At 65.2% G+C, this 21,179-nt stretch carries 18 protein-coding genes; 13 read left to right on the top strand and 5 right to left on the bottom strand.

Features of this window, described 5'->3' with window-relative positions; genetic code table 11:
• Positions 1-5: 5 nt before the first annotated feature.
• Positions 6-311 (bottom strand): antibiotic biosynthesis monooxygenase family protein, encoded by a 306-nt coding sequence (locus H3H39_RS20460; RefSeq protein ID WP_182155979.1) that lies wholly within the window; start codon positions 309-311, stop codon positions 6-8.
• A 122-nt stretch (positions 312-433) separates the two neighbouring features.
• Between H3H39_RS20460 and H3H39_RS20455 the strand changes: the two genes are divergently transcribed.
• The gene (locus H3H39_RS20455) at positions 434-1,300 is read left to right on the top strand and encodes an SDR family oxidoreductase (RefSeq protein WP_182155977.1); all 867 of its coding nucleotides are present in this window, start codon (positions 434-436) and stop codon (positions 1,298-1,300) included.
• Here the strand turns inward: H3H39_RS20455 and H3H39_RS20450 are convergent.
• Together H3H39_RS20450 and H3H39_RS20445 are read right to left on the bottom strand one after the other, a co-directional pair.
• Positions 1,297-1,929 carry a TetR/AcrR family transcriptional regulator gene (locus H3H39_RS20450; RefSeq protein WP_182156336.1) on the bottom strand — a complete coding sequence of 211 codons (633 nt, stop codon included), beginning with the start codon at positions 1,927-1,929 and terminating at the stop codon, positions 1,297-1,299. The genes H3H39_RS20455 and H3H39_RS20450 overlap by 4 nt on opposite strands.
• Positions 1,930-2,110: 181 nt before the next feature.
• Entirely contained in the window at positions 2,111-2,728 is a 618-nt protein-coding gene (locus H3H39_RS20445; protein ID WP_182155975.1) for a PEP-CTERM sorting domain-containing protein, read from the bottom strand.
• Between the two features lie 866 nt (positions 2,729-3,594).
• Between H3H39_RS20445 and H3H39_RS20440 the strand changes: the two genes are divergently transcribed.
• The 11 genes from H3H39_RS20440 to H3H39_RS20390 all read left to right on the top strand — a co-directional run bounded on the left by H3H39_RS20440 (position 3,595) and on the right by H3H39_RS20390 (position 16,544).
• Entirely contained in the window at positions 3,595-3,990 is a 396-nt protein-coding gene (locus tag H3H39_RS20440) for a nuclear transport factor 2 family protein (RefSeq protein WP_229218160.1), read from the top strand.
• 151 nt (positions 3,991-4,141) lie between these two features.
• Positions 4,142-5,602 (top strand): GGDEF domain-containing protein, encoded by a 1,461-nt coding sequence (locus H3H39_RS20435; RefSeq protein ID WP_311196947.1) that lies wholly within the window; start codon positions 4,142-4,144, stop codon positions 5,600-5,602.
• A gap of 228 nt (positions 5,603-5,830) precedes the next feature.
• A complete protein-coding gene (locus H3H39_RS20430) occupies positions 5,831-7,024 on the top strand; it encodes a fumarylacetoacetate hydrolase family protein (protein ID WP_182155973.1) in 1,194 nt (397 codons plus the stop codon).
• A 43-nt stretch (positions 7,025-7,067) separates the two neighbouring features.
• A complete protein-coding gene (gene xylB / locus H3H39_RS20425; RefSeq protein WP_182155971.1) occupies positions 7,068-7,835 on the top strand; it encodes a D-xylose 1-dehydrogenase in 768 nt (255 codons plus the stop codon).
• Positions 7,836-7,893: 58 nt separating this feature from the next.
• Positions 7,894-9,678 (top strand): IlvD/Edd family dehydratase, encoded by a 1,785-nt coding sequence (locus H3H39_RS20420; RefSeq protein ID WP_182156331.1) that lies wholly within the window; start codon positions 7,894-7,896, stop codon positions 9,676-9,678.
• A 145-nt stretch (positions 9,679-9,823) separates the two neighbouring features.
• A complete protein-coding gene (gene xylF, locus H3H39_RS20415) occupies positions 9,824-10,810 on the top strand; it encodes a D-xylose ABC transporter substrate-binding protein (protein ID WP_375540449.1) in 987 nt (328 codons plus the stop codon).
• A 176-nt stretch (positions 10,811-10,986) separates the two neighbouring features.
• The gene (gene xylG / locus H3H39_RS20410) at positions 10,987-12,540 is read left to right on the top strand and encodes a D-xylose ABC transporter ATP-binding protein (protein ID WP_182155967.1); all 1,554 of its coding nucleotides are present in this window, start codon (positions 10,987-10,989) and stop codon (positions 12,538-12,540) included.
• A complete protein-coding gene (locus H3H39_RS20405) occupies positions 12,537-13,679 on the top strand; it encodes a sugar ABC transporter permease (RefSeq protein ID WP_182155965.1) in 1,143 nt (380 codons plus the stop codon). Before xylG ends, H3H39_RS20405 begins: the two co-directional genes overlap by 4 nt.
• A gap of 30 nt (positions 13,680-13,709) precedes the next feature.
• Positions 13,710-14,984 carry a XylR family transcriptional regulator gene (locus tag H3H39_RS20400; protein ID WP_182155963.1) on the top strand — a complete coding sequence of 425 codons (1,275 nt, stop codon included), beginning with the start codon at positions 13,710-13,712 and terminating at the stop codon, positions 14,982-14,984.
• Positions 14,985-14,994: 10 nt separating this feature from the next.
• Positions 14,995-16,005, top strand: a complete 1,011-nt coding sequence (locus H3H39_RS20395) for an aldose epimerase family protein (protein ID WP_229218159.1) — start codon at positions 14,995-14,997, stop codon at positions 16,003-16,005.
• Between the two features lie 86 nt (positions 16,006-16,091).
• Positions 16,092-16,544, top strand: a complete 453-nt coding sequence (locus tag H3H39_RS20390; protein WP_182155959.1) for a hypothetical protein — start codon at positions 16,092-16,094, stop codon at positions 16,542-16,544.
• A gap of 90 nt (positions 16,545-16,634) precedes the next feature.
• Here the strand turns inward: H3H39_RS20390 and H3H39_RS20385 are convergent, their stop codons facing one another.
• Positions 16,635-17,588 (bottom strand): sensor domain-containing diguanylate cyclase, encoded by a 954-nt coding sequence (locus H3H39_RS20385; protein ID WP_182155957.1) that lies wholly within the window; start codon positions 17,586-17,588, stop codon positions 16,635-16,637.
• 119 nt (positions 17,589-17,707) lie between these two features.
• Positions 17,708-18,919 carry a PepSY-associated TM helix domain-containing protein gene (locus H3H39_RS20380; RefSeq protein ID WP_182155955.1) on the bottom strand — a complete coding sequence of 404 codons (1,212 nt, stop codon included), beginning with the start codon at positions 18,917-18,919 and terminating at the stop codon, positions 17,708-17,710.
• 95 nt (positions 18,920-19,014) lie between these two features.
• Between H3H39_RS20380 and H3H39_RS20375 the strand changes: the two genes are divergently transcribed.
• The gene (locus H3H39_RS20375) at positions 19,015-21,141 is read left to right on the top strand and encodes a TonB-dependent receptor (protein WP_229218158.1); all 2,127 of its coding nucleotides are present in this window, start codon (positions 19,015-19,017) and stop codon (positions 21,139-21,141) included.
• Positions 21,142-21,179: the final 38 nt, after the last annotated feature.

Here is a 21,179-nt window from a genome sequence, read left to right as displayed (position 1 = left end):
TCGGCTTACTTGCTGAAACCCGCGACGACGGTTTCGAAATGCTCGACCTTGGGGGGCAGCGCGAAATGGCCGCCGACCAGGCCGCGCCAGTCCAGGAAACCCTGGCTGCCGCGGAAATCGACCGTGTGGTTGTCCAGCGTGGTCCAGCCCACCACCAGGTGATAGGTGTCGGGCACTTCGATGTCGCGGTCCAGCCGCATCGACACACAGCCTTTGGCGGCCTGGAAGATGGGGACGGCCTGGGCCACGGCGGCCTGGAACGCGGCGTGGGCTTCGGGTTTGATGTACAGCTCGGCGATTTCATAGATCATGGTGATGCGTCCTTTGGTCAGAATGTGGCCATTTTGCCTGAAACCGCCGTTGCTTGCGTTGCCATCTTGCATTAAATCAATCAATTGCTTTATTATTCATGATCCACCCTCCAGGAGTCGCCATGTACCGTTCCGTCTTCCAGCCCGGCCTGTTCAAGGATCAGCTCATCATCGTGACGGGCGGCGGCAGCGGCATCGGCCGCTGCACGGCGCACGAATTGGCGGCGCTGGGCGCCACGGTGGCGCTGGTGGGGCGCGATCCGGACAAGCTGGCGCGGGTGTGCGGGGAGATCGCGGCGGTGGGCGGCGTGGCGCAGGCCTGGCCCTGCAACATCCGCGACGAGGCGGCCGTGCAGGCGCTGGTGGCGGCCATCGTGGCGGCCCATGGCCGCATCGACGGCCTGGTCAACAACGCCGGCGGCCAGTTCCCGGCCCCGCTCAAGGATATTTCGCTCAAGGGCTGGGAAGCCGTGCTGCAGACCAATTTGACGGGCGGCTTCCTGATGGCGCGCGAATGCCTGAACCAGGCCATGCAGGCGCGCGGCGGGGCGGTGGTCAACATCGTGGCCGACATGTGGGGCGGCATGCCCAATATGGGCCACTCCGGCGCGGCGCGGGCCGGCATGGTCAATTTCACGGAAACGGCCGCCTTCGAATGGGCGCAATACGGGGTGCGGGTGAACGCGGTGGCGCCCGGCTACGTGGCTTCATCCGGCATGGACGCCTATCCGCCCTCGATGAAACAGACCATCCTGGCCTTCCCGCAGACGGTGCCGCTCAAGCGCTTCGGCACGGAGGCGGAAATCTCGGCCGCCATCGTGTTCCTGCTGTCGGAGGCGGCCGCGTTCATCACGGGCACCACCTTGCGGGTGGACGGCGGCCGCCCCAATGTGCGGCCGGGCATGCCGATGCCGGCCCTGCGCAATCCCAACACGCCGTTCGATGGCTTCCACCTGGCGCAGACGCCCAGGGTGCTGCGCGAGGATTAACTTTCCGGCGTGCGCAGGATGAATTGGATGGCCGCGTCGGCCAGTTGCGCGATGTCGGCCGCGCCATCGGCCTTGTACCACTGCACGGTCCAGTTCAGCGCGCCGAACATGAACAAGCGGTCGAAGCGCGTTGGCAATGTCCATTCGCCCGACTGGTGCAGCCGCGCGATCGCGTCATCCCACACGGCTTCGTAACGGTCCGTGAGCGCCAGGATGCGGGCGCGCGATGACTCGTCCAGCGAGCGTGCCTCATACAGCAGCACGGGGATGAAATGGTGGTCCGGCGCCAGCAGCGTGTGCAGGTGCACTTCCACCAGTTGCCGCAGCATGGCGCGCGGCGGCAGTTCCTGGGCCGCGATCGCCTCGATCTGGGCCAGCGATTGCGCCACGCCCTGTTCCATGATGGCGGCCAGGATTTCCTGCTTGGATTTGAAGTGGTAGAACCAGCTGCCGGCCTGGATGCCGGTGGCGGCGGCGATGTCGCGCACGGTGGTGTTGTCGTAACCGCGTTCGCGGAACAACTGGGCCGACTTTTCGATCAGCTCGGCCCGCAGGTTGCCACCCGTCCCTTTGAGCGGACGGCCCCGTTTCTTCGGGCTGGCGGGATCGGAGGCGGGAACAGTCTGCATGGCGGCGGCGTTGAAATCAAAGATGGACAGCATTTTAATGCAGTCCATGCCCGGGCCGCCAATCAACCGTCCACGCCGGCCGTCATGTTGGAAGAGCGCAAAAGCAAGCCCGGGTTGTCGGCCCGGGCTGTAGGTTGCTGGACGGGTTGGAAGTCGCCAGGCTGGCAGCCCGCCGCGCCTGTCAAGTTTTCCTCGGCCGTGCCAGGAAGGCCAGGATGCCCAGGCCCATCATGAACATGCCCCAGGTTTCTGGTTCCGGAACTGGGTTGAGCGGGATGTTCATCGACAGCAGGCTGCCGACCTTGTCTTCCCCATTGCCATTGTAGAAGCCCAGCTTCAGATGCGGATCGCTGAAGTTCTGCGTGCCGCCGGTGTAGGTGAAGTGGAAGATCATGTCGTCGGCCAGTCCGATCCGTTTGGACGTATCGGGGGCGAAGAAGCAGGCGCGCTGCGCGCCGCTGCTGCCGCCATCGCAACCGTTGGCATTCAGTTCATTCGGCGAGAAAGTCCACAGCGAGGCCGCTGTGGTGTTTGGTGGTCCAGCTTCGCCCGACAGGGCGGCGGTGGTGAACGAGCCAATATCCTTCACTTGGATCAAACCGATATTCGTTGCCGTGGCCCAATCACCCGTACGACCGGCGGCGTCGATTTCCAACGTCAGCACGTTGGCCGCTGATTGCGTGAAGGTGAAAGTCACGCCCTGGAACGTCAGGGAAGCGTGGGCGCTCAACGGTGCGGCGATCAATCCGGCTGCAAGCAGCAGGCTGCCGGCCGTTTTCTGGAAAATCATCTTGTGCATTTTAGTTCCCTCTTATTTTTAATATATTACTGGTCAACAACCAAGCTAAATTGCGATACGGAAAGCATGCGCCGCAAATCGAGCTCGACAATTCAATTTAGCAAAAAATAATACGAATTAAAGTATTATTTTCATCATTTAAGTTTCTTGAGATAAACTGGCTATCGAGTATCTTTATTAGATAGTCTGGTGGCTATATCCTCCTTTCATCTTTATTGCCTGCTTCAATGTGCGCGACAGCCTTCGCCTATGTTCATCATAGGTAATTGTTATTCCATTAAACAAACGCATGTCTGATGTATTTTATAATTTTTATTTAGTTACGTTAATTTTGTTGATTGTTTTTATTATTAATAGCTTAAACTTATGCTGTAAATACTATCATGTGAATAGAGACGCAGAGCTTGTTTTTTGTAATCGTACCGCCATCTTGATTGAGTATTCTCAATAACCCATCTTCCCTGGTGTTGGCTGGTTTATTTCCTGATGACTATTTAAAATTCCTATATTCAATTGATTTAACATGAAGCACCGCGGCACGGTTTTTTTGCGTATGTTCGGCGCGAAAATTTCATTTCTATACGCTTATAGTGCTTATTGGGCGATGGGCATGGTCTCAAGAGGGGAAATGGCAGACCATAGCGACCGGTCCCGATGCACCGTATAAGTAACCGCATATAGCTTTCCGGATAGCAAAGAAAGCGTTTTTTGTCAGACAGAATCGGGTAAAGCATCTTCATGCGCATCACCTGTAAAACAGAAAGGTAAATGTGCCAGACGACATCAGGCGATGGCTTGATGTAAAGCAAAGATGGTGAGAGGGATATCTCGCCACCGCCGCCGTTGGGCGCGTCAAAACCGCAACAATGACTTTGATTCCACCTGCCGCCATGGCCGCGTTGACCGCAGAACAAGCCGAAGTGCTGGCTCCTATTGAACAGTATTTCCTCGGCCATGCGCGTGACGACGCCGCTCACATGCGGCAAGCGTTCCTGCCCAGCGCCCACATCGAGGCTATGCGCGAGGGCGTGTTTACGTCCTGGCCGCTGGACGTCTATTGCGAACGCTTCAAGGGCGTGCCGGCGGCTGACGAGGCGCTACGCCGCCGCACGGTGGACTGGATCGACGTGGCCGGCCTGTCGGCCTGTGCCCGCGTCACGCTGGCGCATGGCGCCGCGACCTTCACCGACTACTTTGTGCTGCTGAAAACAGCCGATGGCTGGAAGATCGCCAACAAGGCTTTCCACAGCCGCCAGAACTGAACTTGTTGTGCGTTGTGGCGGCTTGATCCGCCCCGCAGCAAAAGGTTTGCCGCAAACCCCATCGACCTTGTTACACTTGTCGCATGCAAGTTGCTAGTGGCGACTTGTTGCTCAGGCTGGCGACAGCCGCGACGGCTAGGCGGGGTGGCTCATGGCGGACCGACTACAACGAGAACAACAGGTTTTCCTGTCCACGATCGCGGCCGGACCGCACCAGCGGCGCCTGGCCTACGGGGTGGTGATCCTGTCGGTACTGATCTTCCTGGCAGCGGTGCCGTTCGCGAAAATGCAGTTGCCGCGCGTATGGGCCTTCATTCCCGCCTATGAGTCGGCGCTGGTGATCTGCGACCTCATCACGGCCTCGCTGCTGTTTGGCCAGTTCCATTCCTTCCACGTCCGCTCGCTCTACGTGCTGGCGTGCGGCTACCTGTTTACGGCCTTGATCGCCAGTATCCACCTGCTGACCTTCCCGGGCGTGTTCGATACCGGCGGCATGCTGGGCGCCGGGCCCCAGACGACGGCCTGGCTGTACATGCTGTGGCACGGCGGCTTTCCCCTGTTCGTGATCGCCTATGCGCTGCTCCGGCGCAGCACGCTGGACGAAGTGGTGCCCACCCGCTGCACCAGCCTGCTGATCGTGCTGGGCGCGCTGCTGGTGCTGGCCACCGTGGCCGCGCTGGCGCTGGTGGTGACGCGCTTCCATGCGATCCTGCCGCCGCTCATGGTGGCCGACCATTACACGCCCGTCATGCTGTCCGTGGTGGGCGTGGTCTGGTGTTTGAGCCTGCTGGCGCTGGTGGTGCTGTGGTGCTGCGGCGCGCGCTCGCTGCTGGACTTATGGCTGATGGTGGTGATGTGGGTGTGGGTGGTCGATGTGGCGTTGTCGGCCATGCTCAACGGTGGGCGCTTCGACGTGGGTTTTTATGTGGGCCGGCTCTATGGCCTGCTGGCGGCCAGTTTCGTGCTCATGGTGTTGCTGGCCGAGAGTGGCATGATGTACAGCAGCCTGCTGGACATGATGGAACGGCTGCGCCGCATCAACCTCACCGATGGCCTGACGGGCATCACCAACCGGCGCGCCTTCGACGCCGAGCTGCAGCAGGAATGGCGCCGTGCCCTGCGCGGCCATGCGCCGCTGGCGCTGCTCATGATCGATGTCGATTACTTCAAGACCTACAACGATACCCATGGCCATGTGGCCGGCGACAGTTGTTTGCGCGCGGTGGCCCGGGCGCTGGCTGGCGCCTCGCACCGGGCTGGCGACATGGTGGCGCGCTATGGCGGCGAGGAATTCGTCGCGCTGCTGCCGCAGACCAGCCTGGCGGACGCCGAACTGCTGGCCCAGCGCATGCGGCTGGCGGTGGCCGACCTGGGCATTCCCCATCACGGCACGCCCGGCTGGCCGCTGGTGACGGTGAGCATCGGCGTGGTGTCGGCCAGTTGCCGCGCGGCCGAGCCGGAAGCCGGCCTGGCTGAGCAGGAGCAACCGCCGCCCACGCTGCTGGTGGAGGCGGCTGACAAGGCCCTGTACGTGGCCAAGTCGGCCGGGCGCAACCGCATCTCCGCCAACGGCCTGTACGTGTCGGACACCCACGCGCCGCATCCTGCGTAACGGTATGCAACATCGGCCCGGCCGCTCGGCTGGGCTCACCCCGGCGTGCCGCGCGGCGGCGCCGGGACGGGGGCAGGGCATGCCTTGCCATGCGCTTCGCGCCCCCAATAATCATGAGCAGGATTGGTGAATTTCATAATTGCGGCGGGTGTGGCTGGCGGGCAGAATCGCTCCAGTTCCTTGCACCAACAGGTGCCTTTTCCCCCTTATCCGCATCCGCGAAAGATTATGAAAACACTCGCCGCCACCGCCTTGCTCCCTGTCGATGCCCATGATGCCGTCCTGGTTGGCCGGGTCTGGCGTGGTGGCGCCGTGCAGGGGCCTTGTGTGGTGGCGGTGCGCGGCGGCGAGGTGTTCGACATCACGGCGGCGGCGCCCACCATGGCCGACCTGCTGGCCAGCCCGGATCCGCTGGCATTGGCCAGGCACGCTCCTGGCGAAGCGCTCGGCCCGGTACTGGCGCTGCTCGACGCCACGTTGCAGGCGTCGCCCGCGGCAGGAGTGCCGCGCTTGCTGGCGCCGTGCGACCTGCAGGCGGTCAAGGCGTGCGGCGTCACCTTCGCCGTCAGCCTGCTGGAACGGGTGATCGAAGAGCAGGCCGGCGGCGACCCGGCCCGTGCCACCGCGTTGCGGGCCGCGCTGCGCCAGACCTTGGGCAGCGACCTGTCGGCGCTGCGGCCGGGCTCGGACGCGGCGCTGCGATTGAAAAGTGAGCTGCAGCGGCGCGGCGCCTGGTCGCAGTACATGGAAGTGGGGATCGGCCCCGACGCCGAGGTGTTCACCAAGGCACAGCCCATGTCGGCGGTGGGCTGCGGCGCGGACGTGGGCCTGCATCCGGATTCGCAGTGGAACAACCCGGAACCGGAGATCGTGCTGGCGGTGAGCGGCGATGGCCGCGTGCTGGGCGCGACGCTGGGCAACGACGTCAACCTGCGCGACATCGAGGGCCGCAGCGCGCTGTTGCTGGGCAAAGCCAAGGACAATAACGGTTCCTGCGCCATCGGTCCCTTCATCCGCCTGTTCGACGAGCAGTTCACGCTCGACACCATCCGGGCCGCCGAAGTGAGCCTGCTCATCGAAGGGGCCGACGATGATTTCCGCCTCGCCGGCGCCAGCCACATGCGCGAGATCAGCCGCGATCCACTGGACCTGGTGAACCAGGTGCTGGGCCGCCACCATCAATACCCGGACGGCTTCATGCTGTTCCTCGGCACCATGTTCTCGCCGATCCAGGACCGCGACGCCCAAGGCGGCGGTTTCACTCATCACCTGGGCGACCGGGTCACCATCGCCACCGCCTCGCTGGGCGCGCTGGTCAACCACGTGCAACGCAGCGACGCCATTCCGCCGTGGACCGAGGGCGTGCGCGCGCTGTACGCCAGCCTGGCGCGGCGCGGCTTGCCCGTCTCCCCCTCCCAATAATCAGATCGGTAAGCCGATCAGTAACCCGACACGAAAGAGTGCAATGATTTACGCAACTTACCCCAGCCTGGCGCGCAAGCGCGTCGTCATCACCGGTGGCGGCACCGGCATCGGTTCTGCCATCGTCGAAGCGTTCGCCGGGCAGGGCGCCCAGGTGGTGTTCCTCGATATCGCCGACGCCCCCGCGCGCGCGCTGGCCGCGCGCCTGGCCAACGCGGCCTGCGCGCCGCAGTTCATGCATTGCGACCTGACCGACCTCGACGAGCTGTCCCGCACCTTCGGTGCCATCGAAAGCGCCATCGGCCCGATCGATGTGTTGATCAACAACGCCGCCAACGACGATCGCCACCAGATCAGCGACGTCACGCCGGCCTACTGGGACCAGCGCATGGCCGTCAACCTGCGCCACCAGTTCTTTTGCGCCCAGGCGGTGGCGCCGGGCATGCGTGAGGCGGGCGGCGGGGCGATCATCAATCTCGGCTCGATCTCCTGGCACCTGGCGCAGGCGCGGCTGGCGCTGTACATGACGGCCAAGGCCGGCATCGAGGGCCTGACCCACGGCCTGGCGCGCGACCTGGGGCCACACAATGTGCGCGTCAATTGCATCATCCCGGGCGCCGTGCGCACCCCGCGCCAGACCGAGTTGTGGCACACGCCGGAGGCCGAACAACTGATCCTGGCCGGCCAGTGCCTGCCCCAGCGGGTCGAGCCGGAGGACGTGGCGGCGCTGGCGCTGTTCCTCGCCTCGGACAATGCCGCCCGCTGCACCGGCCGCAATTATTTTGTCGATGCCGGCTGGTATGGCGCCTGATCACAAGGACCACGCCATGCGTAGCGACGACAAGCAGGACCCGAACCAGGACCAGGCCATGCGCGCCGACAGCCCCGCCCCGCGGCGCTACCGCTCGCAGGACTGGTTCGACAATCCGGACCATATCGACCTGACCGCGCTGTATCTGGAACGGTTCATGAATTATGGTGTCACGGCGGCGGAACTGCGCTCGGGCCGGCCCATCATCGGCATCGCCCAGAGCGGCAGCGACCTCAGTCCCTGCAATCGCATCCACCTGGAGCTGGCCAAGCGGGTGCGCGACGGCATCCGCGACGCGGGCGGCATTCCGATGGAATTCCCGTTGCATCCGATCTTCGAGAATTGCCGCCGGCCGACGGCCGCGCTGGACCGCAACCTGGCCTACCTGGGGCTGGTGGAAATCCTGCACGGCTATCCGATCGACGCCGTGGTGCTGACCACCGGTTGCGACAAGACCACGCCGGCCCAGTTGATGGCCGCCGCCACGGTTGACCTGCCGGCCATCGTGCTGTCGGGCGGACCGATGCTGGACGGCTGGCTGGACGGCGAACTGGTGGGCTCGGGCGCGGCCATCTGGAAGGGCCGGCGGCAGTTGGCGGCCGGCGCCATCGATGGGGAACAATTCCTCGACATCGCGGCCGCGTCGGCGCCCTCGGCCGGCCACTGCAACACCATGGGCACGGCCTCCACGATGAACGCGCTGGCCGAGGCGCTGGGCATGTCGCTGACCGGTTGCGCGGCCATCCCCGCGCCTTACCGCGAACGGGGCCAGATCGCCTACGAGACGGGGCGGCGCATCGTCGAGATGGCGCGCATCGACCTGCGTCCGTCGGCGATCCTGACGCGCGACGCCTTCCTCGACGCCATCGTCGTCAACGCCGCCATCGGCGGCTCCACCAACGCGCAGCCCCATTTGACGGCCATGGCGCGCCACGCCGGCGTGGAACTGCATGCGGACGACTGGATGGAATATGGCTATGACGTGCCGCTGCTGCTGAACATGCAGCCGGCCGGCAAATACCTGGGCGAGCGCTTCCACCGCGCCGGCGGCGTGCCGGCCGTGATGTGGGAGCTGTTGCAGGCGGGCCGATTGCGCGCCGCGCGCCCCACGGTCACCGGCGCCAGCATGGCCGACAACCTGGCCGGCCGCGCCAGCGGCGACCGTGAGATGGTGCGGCCGTACGCGGAGCCGCTGCGGCAACGGGCCGGTTTCCTGGCGCTGCGCGGCAATCTGTTTGATTTCGCGATCATGAAGACCAGTGTCATTTCCGGCGAGTTCCGCGCCCGTTACCTGAGCACACCGGGTAGCGAGGGGGTATTCGAGGCGCGCGCCGTGGTGTTCGACGGCTCGGCCGACTACCACGCCCGCATCAACGATCCGGCGCTGGCCATCGATGAGCATTGCATGCTGGTGATGCGCGGCGCCGGCCCGCTCGGCTGGCCCGGCTCGGCCGAGGTGGTCAACATGCAGCCGCCGGATGCGCTGGTCAGGCGCGGCGTGATGAATTTGCCCACCCTGGGCGATGGCCGCCAGTCCGGCACCTCGGACAGTCCGTCGATCCTGAACGCTTCGCCCGAGAGCGCGGCCGGCGGCGGCCTGGCCTTGCTGCGCACGGGCGACCGCATCCGGGTCGACCTGAACCAGGGCCGTTGCGACATGCTGGTCGACGAGGCCGAACTGGCCCGCCGCCGCAGCGAACCGGCGCCGCCGCCGCCCGCCAGCCAGACCCCGTGGCAGGAGATCTACCGCGCCACGGTGGGGCAGCTCGACAGCGGGGCCTGCCTTGAGCTGGCCTTGCAGTACCGCGCGGTGGGGCAGACCCTGCCGCGGCATAACCATTGATGTCGTCCACCGCCGATGTCAGCCACCGCTGACGTTAGATACCGCCGACGTCAGCCACTATTTTCTTGCTTCACCCGTCGCATCCGTAGTTCCAAAAAAAACCTAAAGGAGACCTGCAATGAAGAAGATACTCAGCACCGCCATCATGTCCGCCATGACCATCCTGATGGCCTGCGCCAGCGGTGGCGCCAGCGCCGACGCCCAACATCCGAAGATCGGCTTTTCGATCGACGACCTGCGTGTGGAGCGCTGGACGCGCGACCGCGACTTCTTCATCGCCTCGGCCGAGAAGCTGGGCGCCAAGGTGTACGTGCAATCGGCCGACGCCAGCGAACAGCGCCAGATCGCGCAGATCGAGAACCTGATCTCGCGCGGCGTGGACGTGCTGGTGATCGTGCCGTTCAATGCCACGGTGCTCAACAACACCGTCAAGGAAGCCAAGAAAGCCGGCATCAAGGTGCTGTCGTATGACCGCTTGATCCTCAACGCCGACATCGACGCCTATATCTCCTTCGACAACGAGAAGGTCGGCGAAATGCAGGCCGAGGGCGTGAGCAAAGTGCGGCCTAAGGGTAATTACTATCTGTTGGGCGGAGCGCCGACCGACAACAACGCCAAGATGCTGCGGGAAGGCCAGATGAAGGTGCTGAAACCGTTGATCGACAAGGGCGACATCAAGATCGTCGGCCAGCAATGGGTGAAGGACTGGAGCGCGTCGGAAGCGTTGTCCATCGTCGAGAACGCGCTGACGGCCAACGACAACAAGATCGACGCCATCGTCGCCTCCAACGACGGCACGGCCGGCGGCGCGATCCAGGCGTTGGCCGCGCAAAAACTGAGCGGCAAGGTGCCGGTGTCGGGCCAGGACGCCGACCTGGCGGCGGTCAAGCGCGTCATCGCCGGCACCCAGGCGATGACGGTCTACAAGCCACTGAAGACCATCGCGGCGGAAGCGGCCAAGCTGGCCGTGCAACTGGCGCGCAGCGAGAAGCCGGGCTACAACGCCCATTACGACAATGGCCTGAAGCAGGTCAGCACCGTGCTGCTCAAGCCCACCCCGCTGACCAAGGCCAATATCAACCTGCTGGTGGAAGACGGTTTCTATACCAAGGACCAGATCAGCGCGCAATAAGCGAAGTTGCGGGAGGCGCCGGCGTGCCAATGGCCGCCGCGCCGCCGCGCGGGCGGGCGTGAGCAGTGGCGTGCGCCGCCGCCGCGTGCCCGCATCCGCGCGTGCTCACGCCCACGCGTGCTCACGTCCGCGCGTCCTCGAATTCCACGAATTCCAAGCATTCCACGAGAGTCAGCATGTCCGATTATTTGCTTGAAATGAAGGGCATCGTCAAGCAGTTTGGCGGTGTCCGCGCGCTCAATGGCATAGACATCAAGGTCAAGCCCGGCGAGTGCATCGGCTTGTGCGGCGAGAACGGCGCCGGCAAGTCGACCCTGATGAAAGTGCTGTCCGGCGTCTACCCGTATGGCAGCTGGGACGGCGAGATATTGTGGCGCGGCCAGCCGCTGCGCGCCAAATCGATCCGCGACACCGAGGCGGCCGGCATCGTCATCATCCACCAGGAGTTGATGCTGGTGCCGCAGCTGTCGGTGGCCGAGAATATCTTCATGGGCCGCGAGCTGACGCTGCCGGGCGGACGGATGAACTATCCGGCCATGTACCGCCGCGCCGACGAGCTGCTGCGCGAACTGCGCATCCCCGACATCAACGTGGCGCTGCCGGTGATGCAGTACGGCGGTGGCCACCAGCAATTGGTGGAGATCGCCAAGGCCCTGAACAAGAACGCCAGCCTGCTGATCCTGGACGAACCATCGTCGTCGCTGACGGCGGCGGAAATCGCCGTGCTGCTCGATATCATCGCCGCGCTCAAGGCCAAGGGCGTCACCTGCATCTACATCTCGCACAAGCTCGACGAGGTGGCGGCCATCTGCGACACCATCGTCGTCATCCGCGACGGCCAGCATATCGCCACCACGCCCATGCGCGACATGAACGTGGAGCGCATCATCGCCCAGATGGTGGGGCGCGAGATGAGCCAGATGTATCCACCGGCGCACCACACGCCCGGTGAAACGGTGTTCGAGGCACGCAACGTGACTTGCTACGACGTCGATAATCCGCGCCGCAAGCGCGTCGATGACGTGTCGTTCACGCTGCGCCGCGGCGAAATCCTGGGCGTGGCCGGGCTGGTCGGCGCCGGCCGCACCGAGCTGGTGTCGGCGCTGTTCGGCGCCTATCCGGGGCGCTGCGAGGCGCAGGTGTGGCTGGACGGCCAGGCTATCGATTGCGGCACGCCGCTGAAGGCGATCCGCGCCGGCCTGGCGCTGGTGCCGGAGGACCGCAAGCAGCACGGCATCGTGCCCGACCTGGAAGTGGGCCAGAACATCACGCTGGCGGTGCTGGGACGCTACGCCCGTGCCAGCCGGATCGACGCCAACGCCGAGGGCGGCGCCGTGCGCGATCAGATTTCCCGGCTGGCGCTGAAGACGGCCAGTCCGGCCTTGCCGATCACCAGCCTGTCCGGCGGCAACCAGCAAAAGGCGGTGCTGGCCAAGATGCTGCTGACCCGCCCACGGGTGCTGATCCTCGATGAGCCCACGCGCGGGGTGGACGTGGGGGCCAAATACGAAATTTACAAGCTGATGCTGGAACTGGCCGCGCAGGGCGTGGCGATCATCATGGTGTCGTCCGAGCTGGCCGAGGTGCTGGGCGTGTCGGACCGCGTGCTGGTGATGGGCGAAGGCCGCTTGCGCGGCGAATTTATCAATCAGGACTTGACGCAGGAAATGGTACTGGCCGCCGCGCTGGACCAGGCGCAGGGCGACGAGGCAAGGGGAGTGGCGGCATGAGCAATGTCAATATCAAGCAGTTATTCAGCCAGTACAAGATGCTGGCGCTGGGGATCGCGATCGCCGTGATCTGGGGCTTTTTCTACTGGCAGACGGAGGGCGGCTTCGTCTCGCCGCGCAATCTGTCCAATCTGCTGCGGCAGATGTCGGTCACTGGCGTGCTGGCCTGCGGCATGGTGCTGGTGATTATCGCCGGCGAGATCGACCTGTCGGTGGGTTCCCTGCTGGGGCTGCTTGGCGGGGTGGCCGCCGTGCTCGACGTGGGCCGCCATTGGCCGCTGCCGCTGAACCTGGCGCTGGTGCTGGGCTGCGGCTTGCTGCTGGGGCTGTTCAATGGCTACCTGAGCGCCTACCGTGGCATCCCTTCGTTCATCGTCGGCCTGGGCGGCATGCTGGTCTACCGTGGCGTGCTGTTGGGCGTGACGGGCGGCATCACGGTGGCGCCCGTGTCGAACGGCCTGGTGCAACTGGGCCAGGCGTACCTGCCGGCCTTGCCGGGGGTGTTGCTGGGTTGGGCCTTGTTCGCGCTGGCCGCCGTACTGGCGTGGCATCAGCGGGCCGGCCGCGCGCTGCACGGGCTGGCGCAAACGCCGCTGTGGCGCGACGTGGCCCGCGTGTTGCTGGCGGGCGCATTGCTGTTCGTGTTCGTGCGCACCCTTAACCGTTACGAGGGGATACCGCTGCCGGTGCTGCTGTTGCTGGCGCTGCTGGGCCTGTTCACCTATGTGACCACGCAAACCGTGTTCGGGCGCCGCATCTACGCCGTGGGCAGCAATATGGAGGCGACCCGCTTGTCCGGTGTCGACGTGCGCGCCGTCAAGCTGTGGATTTTCGGCATCATGGGCCTGATGTGCGCACTGGCCGGGCTGATCAACACGGGACGGCTGGCGGCCGGTTCGCCGTCCGCCGGCACGTTCAGCGAACTGGATGCGATCGCCGCCTGCTTCATCGGCGGCACCTCGATGCGCGGCGGCGCCGGCACCGTGTATGGCGCGCTGATCGGGGCGCTGGTCATGGCCAGCCTCGACAACGGCATGTCGATGCTCGACGTTGACACTTACTGGCAGATGATCGTCAAAGGCGGTATTCTCACGCTCGCGGTATGGGTCGACGTCAGTACGCGGACGGCCCGCCGCTGACCCGCCGCCAGGCGTCACCGGGAGAGGAAGATGAAGCTGCCGACCGAGCACAAGATCGCCTTGCTGTTTAACGGCAACAAGATCTATGACCGCGAGATTATCGCCGGCATCGGCGCTTACCTGAACAGCACGCGGGTGTCCTGGGACTTGTACCTGGAGGAGGATTTCCGCTGCCGCCTGCCTGGTATCGAGCGCTGGCGCGGCGACGGCATCATCGCCGACTTCGACGATCCGGCCGTGTGCGAGGCGCTGGCGCGCAGCACGCTGCCGGTGGTGGCGGTGGGCGGCTCCTACCAGGACGAGGCAGGCTATCCGGCGCGGGTGCCGTATGTGGCGACCGATAATTTCAAGCTGATCAAGCTGGCCTACGACCACCTGATCGAGGCCGGCTTGAGCCGCTTCGCCTGCTTCAGCCTGCCGGAGGCGGACGTCAACCGCTGGGCCCAGCAGCGCGAGCAAGCGTTTTGCGCGCTGATGCGGCGCGACCACATCACGCCGCTGGTGTACCGTGGCGTGAGCACCAGCGCGCCGTCGTGGGACGAGGCGGTCGAGCAGCAGATCGCCTGGCTGCACAGCCTGCCCAAACCGATCGGCATCATCGCCGTCAGCGACGCGCGGGCGCGCCAGCTGATGCAGGCGTGCATGCGCGCCGGCATCGCCGTGCCCGAGCAGGTGGCCCTGATCGGCATCGACAACGACCCGCTGGCCCGGATGCTCACCCGTATCCCGCTCAGTTCGGTGATCCAGGGCACCCACGAAATGGGCCGCACCGCCGCCCACCTGCTGCACCAGATGCTGAACGGCGCGCGGCTGGACGGTACCCGCATCCTGGTGCCGCCGGCCGGCCTGAACGTGCTGGCATCGAGCAGCCACCAGCCTGGCCACCACCCGCAGGTGATGCAGGCGCGCCATTTCATCCGCCAGTACGCCTGTCAGGGCATCAAGACTGACCAGGTGGCCGATTACGTGGGCGTGTCGCGCTCGTCACTGGAGGCACGTTTCCGCCAGGAGCTGGGACGCAGCGTGCACGATGAGATCCTCCATTTCAAGCTCGACGCGGCCAAGGCCATCCTGGCGCGCGAACCGGGCAATATCGCCGACGTGGCCGTCCGCTGCGGCTTCACCACGGTGCAGTATCTGCACGCCGTGTTCAAGCGTGAGCTGGGCTGCACGCCGCGCGAGTACCAGGAGCGCGCTGCGGCCGATGCCGCAGCAGCATCTGCCGCCGCCGTCGCTGCCGCCGCAGCAGCGCCCGCCATCGATGCCGCCGTCGCGCCCGTCGCTTTAGTCACCACGCCTTCCTGAGCGCATGCCCATGACTTCTTCTCCCCACCTGTACACCTTGCGCAACGCGGCCGGCATGCGCGTGACCATCAGTGCGCTCGGCGGCACGCTGCGTTCCTGGCGCGCGCCCGACCGCTACCACAAGGTCGCCGACGTGTTGCTGGGCTTTCCCGACGAGCAGGGTTACGCCGCCAACGCACCGTATTTCGGCGCCTTGATCGGACGCTGCGCCAACCGGATCGCCGGCGCCGGCTTCACGCTCGACGGCGTGCGCCACCAGCTTGAGCGCAACGAGGGAGAGCATCATTTGCACGGCGGCCGGATCGGCCTGCATCTGGCCCGTTGGCAGGCCGAGCCGGAGGACGGCGGCTTGCTGCTGCGCCATGTGTCGCCGGACGGCGAGGGTGGCTATCCGGGCAACCTGGAGCTGCGGGTGCGCTACCGGCTGGACGACGATGGCAGTCTGCGCATCGATTACCAGGCCAGTACCGACGCACCCACGCCGGTGAGCCTGAGCTCGCACGGCTATTTCAACTTGAATGGCGGCGTGGCCGGCATCGGCGATCATTTGATGCGCATCGCCGCCGACCGCTATCTGCCCGTCGATGGCCAGCGCATACCGTTGGGCCAGCCGGCGCCGGTGGCGGGCAGCGCCTTCGATTTCCGCCGGGCCGCGCCCATCGGTGCGCGGCTGGGGTGGCCTGAGCCGCAACTGGCGCAAGGTGGCGGCTTCGATCATTGTTATTGCCTGGGGCCGGCGGGTGATTTGCGCGAGGTGGCCTGGGTGTGCGACCCGGCGTCGGGCCGTGAATTGACGGTCAGCACCACCGAGGCGGGCTTGCAGTTCTATACCGGTAATTTCCTGGCTGGCGTGCCGGGCCGGGCGGGGCGGCCGTATGCGATCCACGACGGCTTTTGCCTGGAGGCGCAAGCGTTTCCCAACCAGATCAACAGCCCGGCCGCGCGCGCGGTGGTGCTGCGGCCGGGCCAGCTGTACCAGCAAACGACGGTGTACCGGCTGGCTGTGCAGGCGGCCGCATAACGCCGCATCCAGCGTCACGGCGCGGAACGTCGACCCGGTTCGCCGGTCTAATCCTCAAGTGCCGCATGGCGGCGACGGGAGGGCACATGGCGACGGCGACGGAGCGGGATGGCTGGGACGCGCTGGCCAAGCGGTTGCACGAGAAGCGGGCCCAGATCGCCGCGTTCAATCACAAGGCCAGCGCGCGCGGCGCCGGGCTCACCAACACGGGCATCATCGCCAGCGCGCTGGCCGCCATGCTGACGGCCGCGCCGGCCGTGGGCGGTTTGCGGCTGACGCAAGCGTTGGGCTCGGCCGGTGAGAACAGTCCCAGCTGGCGCATCCTGTGCGCGGTGGCCAGCCTGTGCTCGCTGGCGGCCGCCATCGCCACCAATTTATTGCGGACGCATGATATCGCCGCCCGGCTGGCCAAGGCGCAGGCCGTGGACGCCCGGCTGGAAGGACTGGAATTGTTGGTCGAACTGCGCCAGTTGACGCTCAAGGACGCCACCGCGCGCTACGAGAGCGCGATACCGGAGGTGGCATTCATTTCCACCTGACCCTGATATCCCAAGTGACTCAGGACTGGCGTGGTGGGGGCGGCTGCGTGCGGCAGGTTGTTGTGCCGCCGCAGGCGGTTGCGTGCCGCGTCAGGCGGCCGCGTCTTGTACGCTGTCCACCACCACACAATCGCGGCCGGCGTGCTTGGCCGCGTACAGCGCCCGGTCAGCCGCGCCCAGCAGGCTTTCCGCGTCGGCCAGGCGGGTCTTGTCGAAGCTGGCCACGCCGATGCTCATGGTCACGTGGTTACGCACGGCTGCCGGCGCGTGCGTAATGGCCAGCGCGGCGATGCAAGCGCGGATGGCTTCCGCGTGCTGCTGGGCTTGCACCAGCCCCGTGTCCGGCAGCACGGCCGCGAATTCCTCGCCGCCGTAGCGGGCCGCCAGGTCGGCCGGGCGCTGCAGCATGCCGGCGAACGCTTCGGCCACGAGGCTCAGGCAGGCGTCGCCCTGCTGGTGGCCAAAGTGGTCGTTGTAGGCCTTGAAGGAATCGATGTCCATCAGCAGCAGCGACAGTTCATTACCGTTGCGGTGGGCGCGCCGCAGTTCGCGGTCCAGCGCCACGTCGAAATGGCGGCGGTTGGCGATGCCCGTCAGTCCGTCCACATAGGATTGGGCGCGCAAGGCTTCAGCCTGGCCGCGCAACTGGCGCTCGCGGCCCACGGTGGTGCTGACGTCGCTCACTTCGATCAGGCAATAGCGCTCCTTGCCTTCCGTGAAGGGCGTGACGGACACGCCTTGTTCCATGCGTTCGCCGCCCCAGGTACCGGTGGGGTAGAGCGCGAACGGGGTGCGGTTCAGCGCCTGCGGCAACTGGGTGGGCAGGTTGTTGACCAGGGCCGTGTGCACGGCTTGTTCCAGGCGCTGGCCGCGCAGTTCCGGGATCAGGTCGAACAGTTCATTGCCTTGCACGCGGCTGGCGGACCAGCCCGAGTGACTGGCCATCCACTGGTTCCACAGCACGATGTTCTGGCTGGAATCGAGCACCACCAACCCCAGGTTGGCCAGGCCCAGCACGCGTTCGAATAATTTTGGGTGAATCATGGACGGAGCTCCAGAGGCAGACGTGAATGGCGGCGGGCGGGCAGGGCGCGGGCGGTGGCATGCATGCGGTTCTTCCAGACGGTACAGGTTGCGGAAATGACTGGTGCAACGTTGCAAGATTATATGCGCTTGGGTGTCGGCTGCGGTGCATTGTTTCTCAAGGTGGCGCCGCTGGGGCGTTGCTTGCGGCGCCCCAGCCACAGCACCAGACCGGTGATCATGAAGGCGAGCGGCGCCAGTCCGCAGAAGGACACCAGCAACCGCCCCACCAAGCCGAAGGCTTCGCCGGTATGTAGCGGAAATTGCCAGTTGAAGAAGGTGTCGCCGGACGCGGCCTTCAGCGGGTCGCGCACCCGCAGTACCGCGCCACTGTAGGCGTCCACGCTGACGCGGGTGCTGCCGTCGCCCTCGCGGATTTCGTCCGGCTGGCGCAGGCGGATTTCGTAGGGTGCCTTGGCCGAGCCGAGCGACAGGCGTGTCAGGCGGCCTTGCGGCACGCGCTGCTGGGCGATGTCCATTGCTTCTGCCACGCTGATCGTCTTGCGGCCCTCGGCCGGCCCATTGGCGGCCTTGCCTTCATGTTCCAGCGTCGCCACCGCGGCCACCGCCGGGCGCACCCAATCGGGCAGGTTCATTGCCAAGCCGGTAAAGCCCAGCACGGCCAGTACGGGCGTCATGAAAAAACCGGCCGTGCGGTGCAAGCTGAAGTGGAACTGGCGCGAAGTGGGCGCGCCCCGTACGCTCAAGGCCTTGCGCAGGCTGGCCAGCGTGTGCTTCGGCCACCACAGCACCAGGCCCAGCAGCGATGTGATTGTCAGCAGCAGGCCGCTGATGCCGGTCACGGTCTTGCCGACGTCTCCCGCGTACAGGTAGCGGTGCAGGTGGAACAGGGACGGCATCAACAGTTCGCGCGACAGGCCGAATTCGCCGTAGTTGCGTTCGCCCAGGATGTCCAGCGTGTAGCGGTCCAGCATGACCTGGCGCGATGTGCTGGTGGCTAAGCTGCCCTTGTCCTTGTTGGGCTTGCGGTACCAGGCCACGTAGACGTCGTCCGCCGCATAAGGCAGCTTGAGCATCGTGGGCTTGCCGTAGCCGGGCGCATCCATCAGGCGTTCGACGGCGGCCTGCGCCTGGGCCGGCGTAGGCGCCACGTCATGGTTGCCGGCCGCGCCGCGCGAGCGCAGCAGGCCAGGGTTCAGCGCGCCATCAAGTTCATCGGTCCAGGCGATCAGCACGCCGGTCAGGCCGGCCGTGACGAAGATCGCGCCGAAGAGCAGGGACACATACAGGTGAATAGTGCGCAGCCGCGCACGCAGCAAACCAGTCAACATATTTTCTTGGAAGTAATGAAAAGTGCTTGTTATTATAAATGATAATGATTATCATTTGCGTTCCATTTTGTATCTTATTGTTTAGGAGTGACTGTATGACCACGCTGAATCCCCTGGCCCGTGCCGTGGCACTGGCTTGTCTCGCCTTGTCCGGTGGCGCGGCGCTGGCGCAAAGCGCCGACGAGCCGATCAAGGAAGTGGTCGTGACGGCGACCCGTAACAGCAAGAGCGTGGACAGGATACCCGGCGCCATCAGCGTGATTTCGCAAAAAGAACTGGAAGCGCAATACCTGCTGGCGGATGATCCGTCGGCGGCGCTGGCCACCTACATCCCCGGCTACGCGCCCAGCCGCCAGAAAATGAGCTCGACCGGCGAATCGCTGCGCGGCCGCAACGCGCTGATCCTGCTGGACGGCGTACCGCAAACCAACCCACTGCGCGGCGGCATGCGCGAAGGCTATGTGGCCGATACCGCCATCATCGAGCGGGTGGAAGTGATCAATGGCGCCTCGGCCATGCAGGGCATGGGCGCCACTGGCGGCATTATCAACTACATCACCAAGTCGCCGAAAACGGATGGCACCACCCAGTCGGTCAACATGCGCATGTCCTCCCAGTTGCGCGGCGACAGCCTGGACTGGAAGACCGGCTACACCTTGCAGCACAAAGCGGGCGATTTCGACTTGCTGGCTTTCGGCGGCATCCAGCAGCGTGGCCTGGGCTACGACGGCAGTGGCCGCGCGCTCGGCATCGAAACGGTGCAGGGCGACACCATGGATTCCCAGGGCAGCGACCTGTTCCTCAAGGTCGGCCGGAATTTTGGCGACCAGCGCCTGCAGCTGACCATCAACCGTTTCCGCATGGAAGGCGATGGCGACTATGCGCCGGTCAAGGCCGACTTTGCCGCAGGCATACCCACCAGTTCCACGGCGGGCACGCCGCCGGGCGCGCCGCCGCGCAACAAGGTGGAAACCAGCAGCCTCGAATACCGGCACAGCGACTTGCTGGGCGGCAGCTTCAACGCGCAGATTTTCAAGCAGGACTTCGCCTCCTTGTATGGTGCCACCAACACGTCGACATTCCAGGACATCGCGATCGCGCCGAAAGACACCCTGTACGACCAGTCCGAAGTGGTGGCCGACAAATACGGCGCCAAGCTGACCTACGTGCGGCCCGATACCCTGGTCACGGGCCTGGAATTCACGGCCGGCCTGGATTACCTGCGCGATCGCACCAAGCAGTGGCTGGCCGGCACGGGACGTACCTGGGTGCCGACCCTGGACTTCACGTCTATCGCCCCGTTCACGCAGCTCGAATATGAAATCGGGCCGCTGACCGTGCGCGGCGGCGTCCGCCATGAAGATGCGAAACTGGATGTCGATACCTACACCACGCTGGCCGCCTACAACAGCCGCGTGGTGCAAGGCGGCCAGCGTTCGTTCACCAAGAACGTGAAGAATATCGGCGCGGTGTGGCGTTTCAGTCCGAACTGGTCGGCCTTCGTTTCCAGCGCGGAAGGCTTCGGCTTGCCGGACGTGGGCCTGGTGCTGCGCGCCGTGAAACTGCCCGGCCAGTCGGTCGCGACGCTGTTCGACATGGAACCTATCGTCACCCGCAACAATGAGATTGGCGTGAACTGGCGCGGTGCCATGGGCAGCCTGAGCGCGTCGGTCTACGATTCGCGTTCCAAGCTGGGTGGCGTGCTGCGCGTGAATGCCGCCGGCATCGGCCAGCTCGATCGCGTGCCGACCACGGTGCGCGGCTGGGAAGTGTCGGGCGAGCTGCGCACGTCGAAGCAGTTGTCGGCGTTTGGTTCGTACGCCCGCACCATGGGCAAGACCGCCACCGCCGCTGGCGCACCGATGGACGTGGCACTGGGGGCGCGCTCGCAAGGCCCGGACAAGCTGGTGGCCGGCGCCAACTGGCGCTTCTTGCCCAAGGCGAATCTGCGCCTGCAGGCGACCACGCTGTTCGACCGCGATATCAATATCGGCCGCACGGTCGGCACCAGCAACCTGGAGGAGCATTTCAAGGGCTATACGCTGGCGGACCTGGCGGGCAGCTACGATTTTGAATGGGGCAAGCTGGGTGTGGGGATCGAGAACCTGGGCGACCGCCAGTACGTCGGCTACTATCCGCAATCGGCCAGCTACAAGGATGCGACGTCGTACTTCGCGGGGCGGGGGCGGACTTTGTCGGTTAGCTTGACGCGCAGTTTCTAGGCGAGGTCGTAGAAGCGCGCGTTGGCCGGTAGCGACAC

This window comes from Rugamonas apoptosis (assembly GCF_014042355.1).
In the GTDB taxonomy this organism is placed as follows: domain Bacteria; phylum Pseudomonadota; class Gammaproteobacteria; order Burkholderiales; family Burkholderiaceae_D; genus Rugamonas; species Rugamonas apoptosis.
Note: the sequence above shows the minus strand (reverse complement) of the source record. Positions and strands in the feature narration are given on the sequence as shown.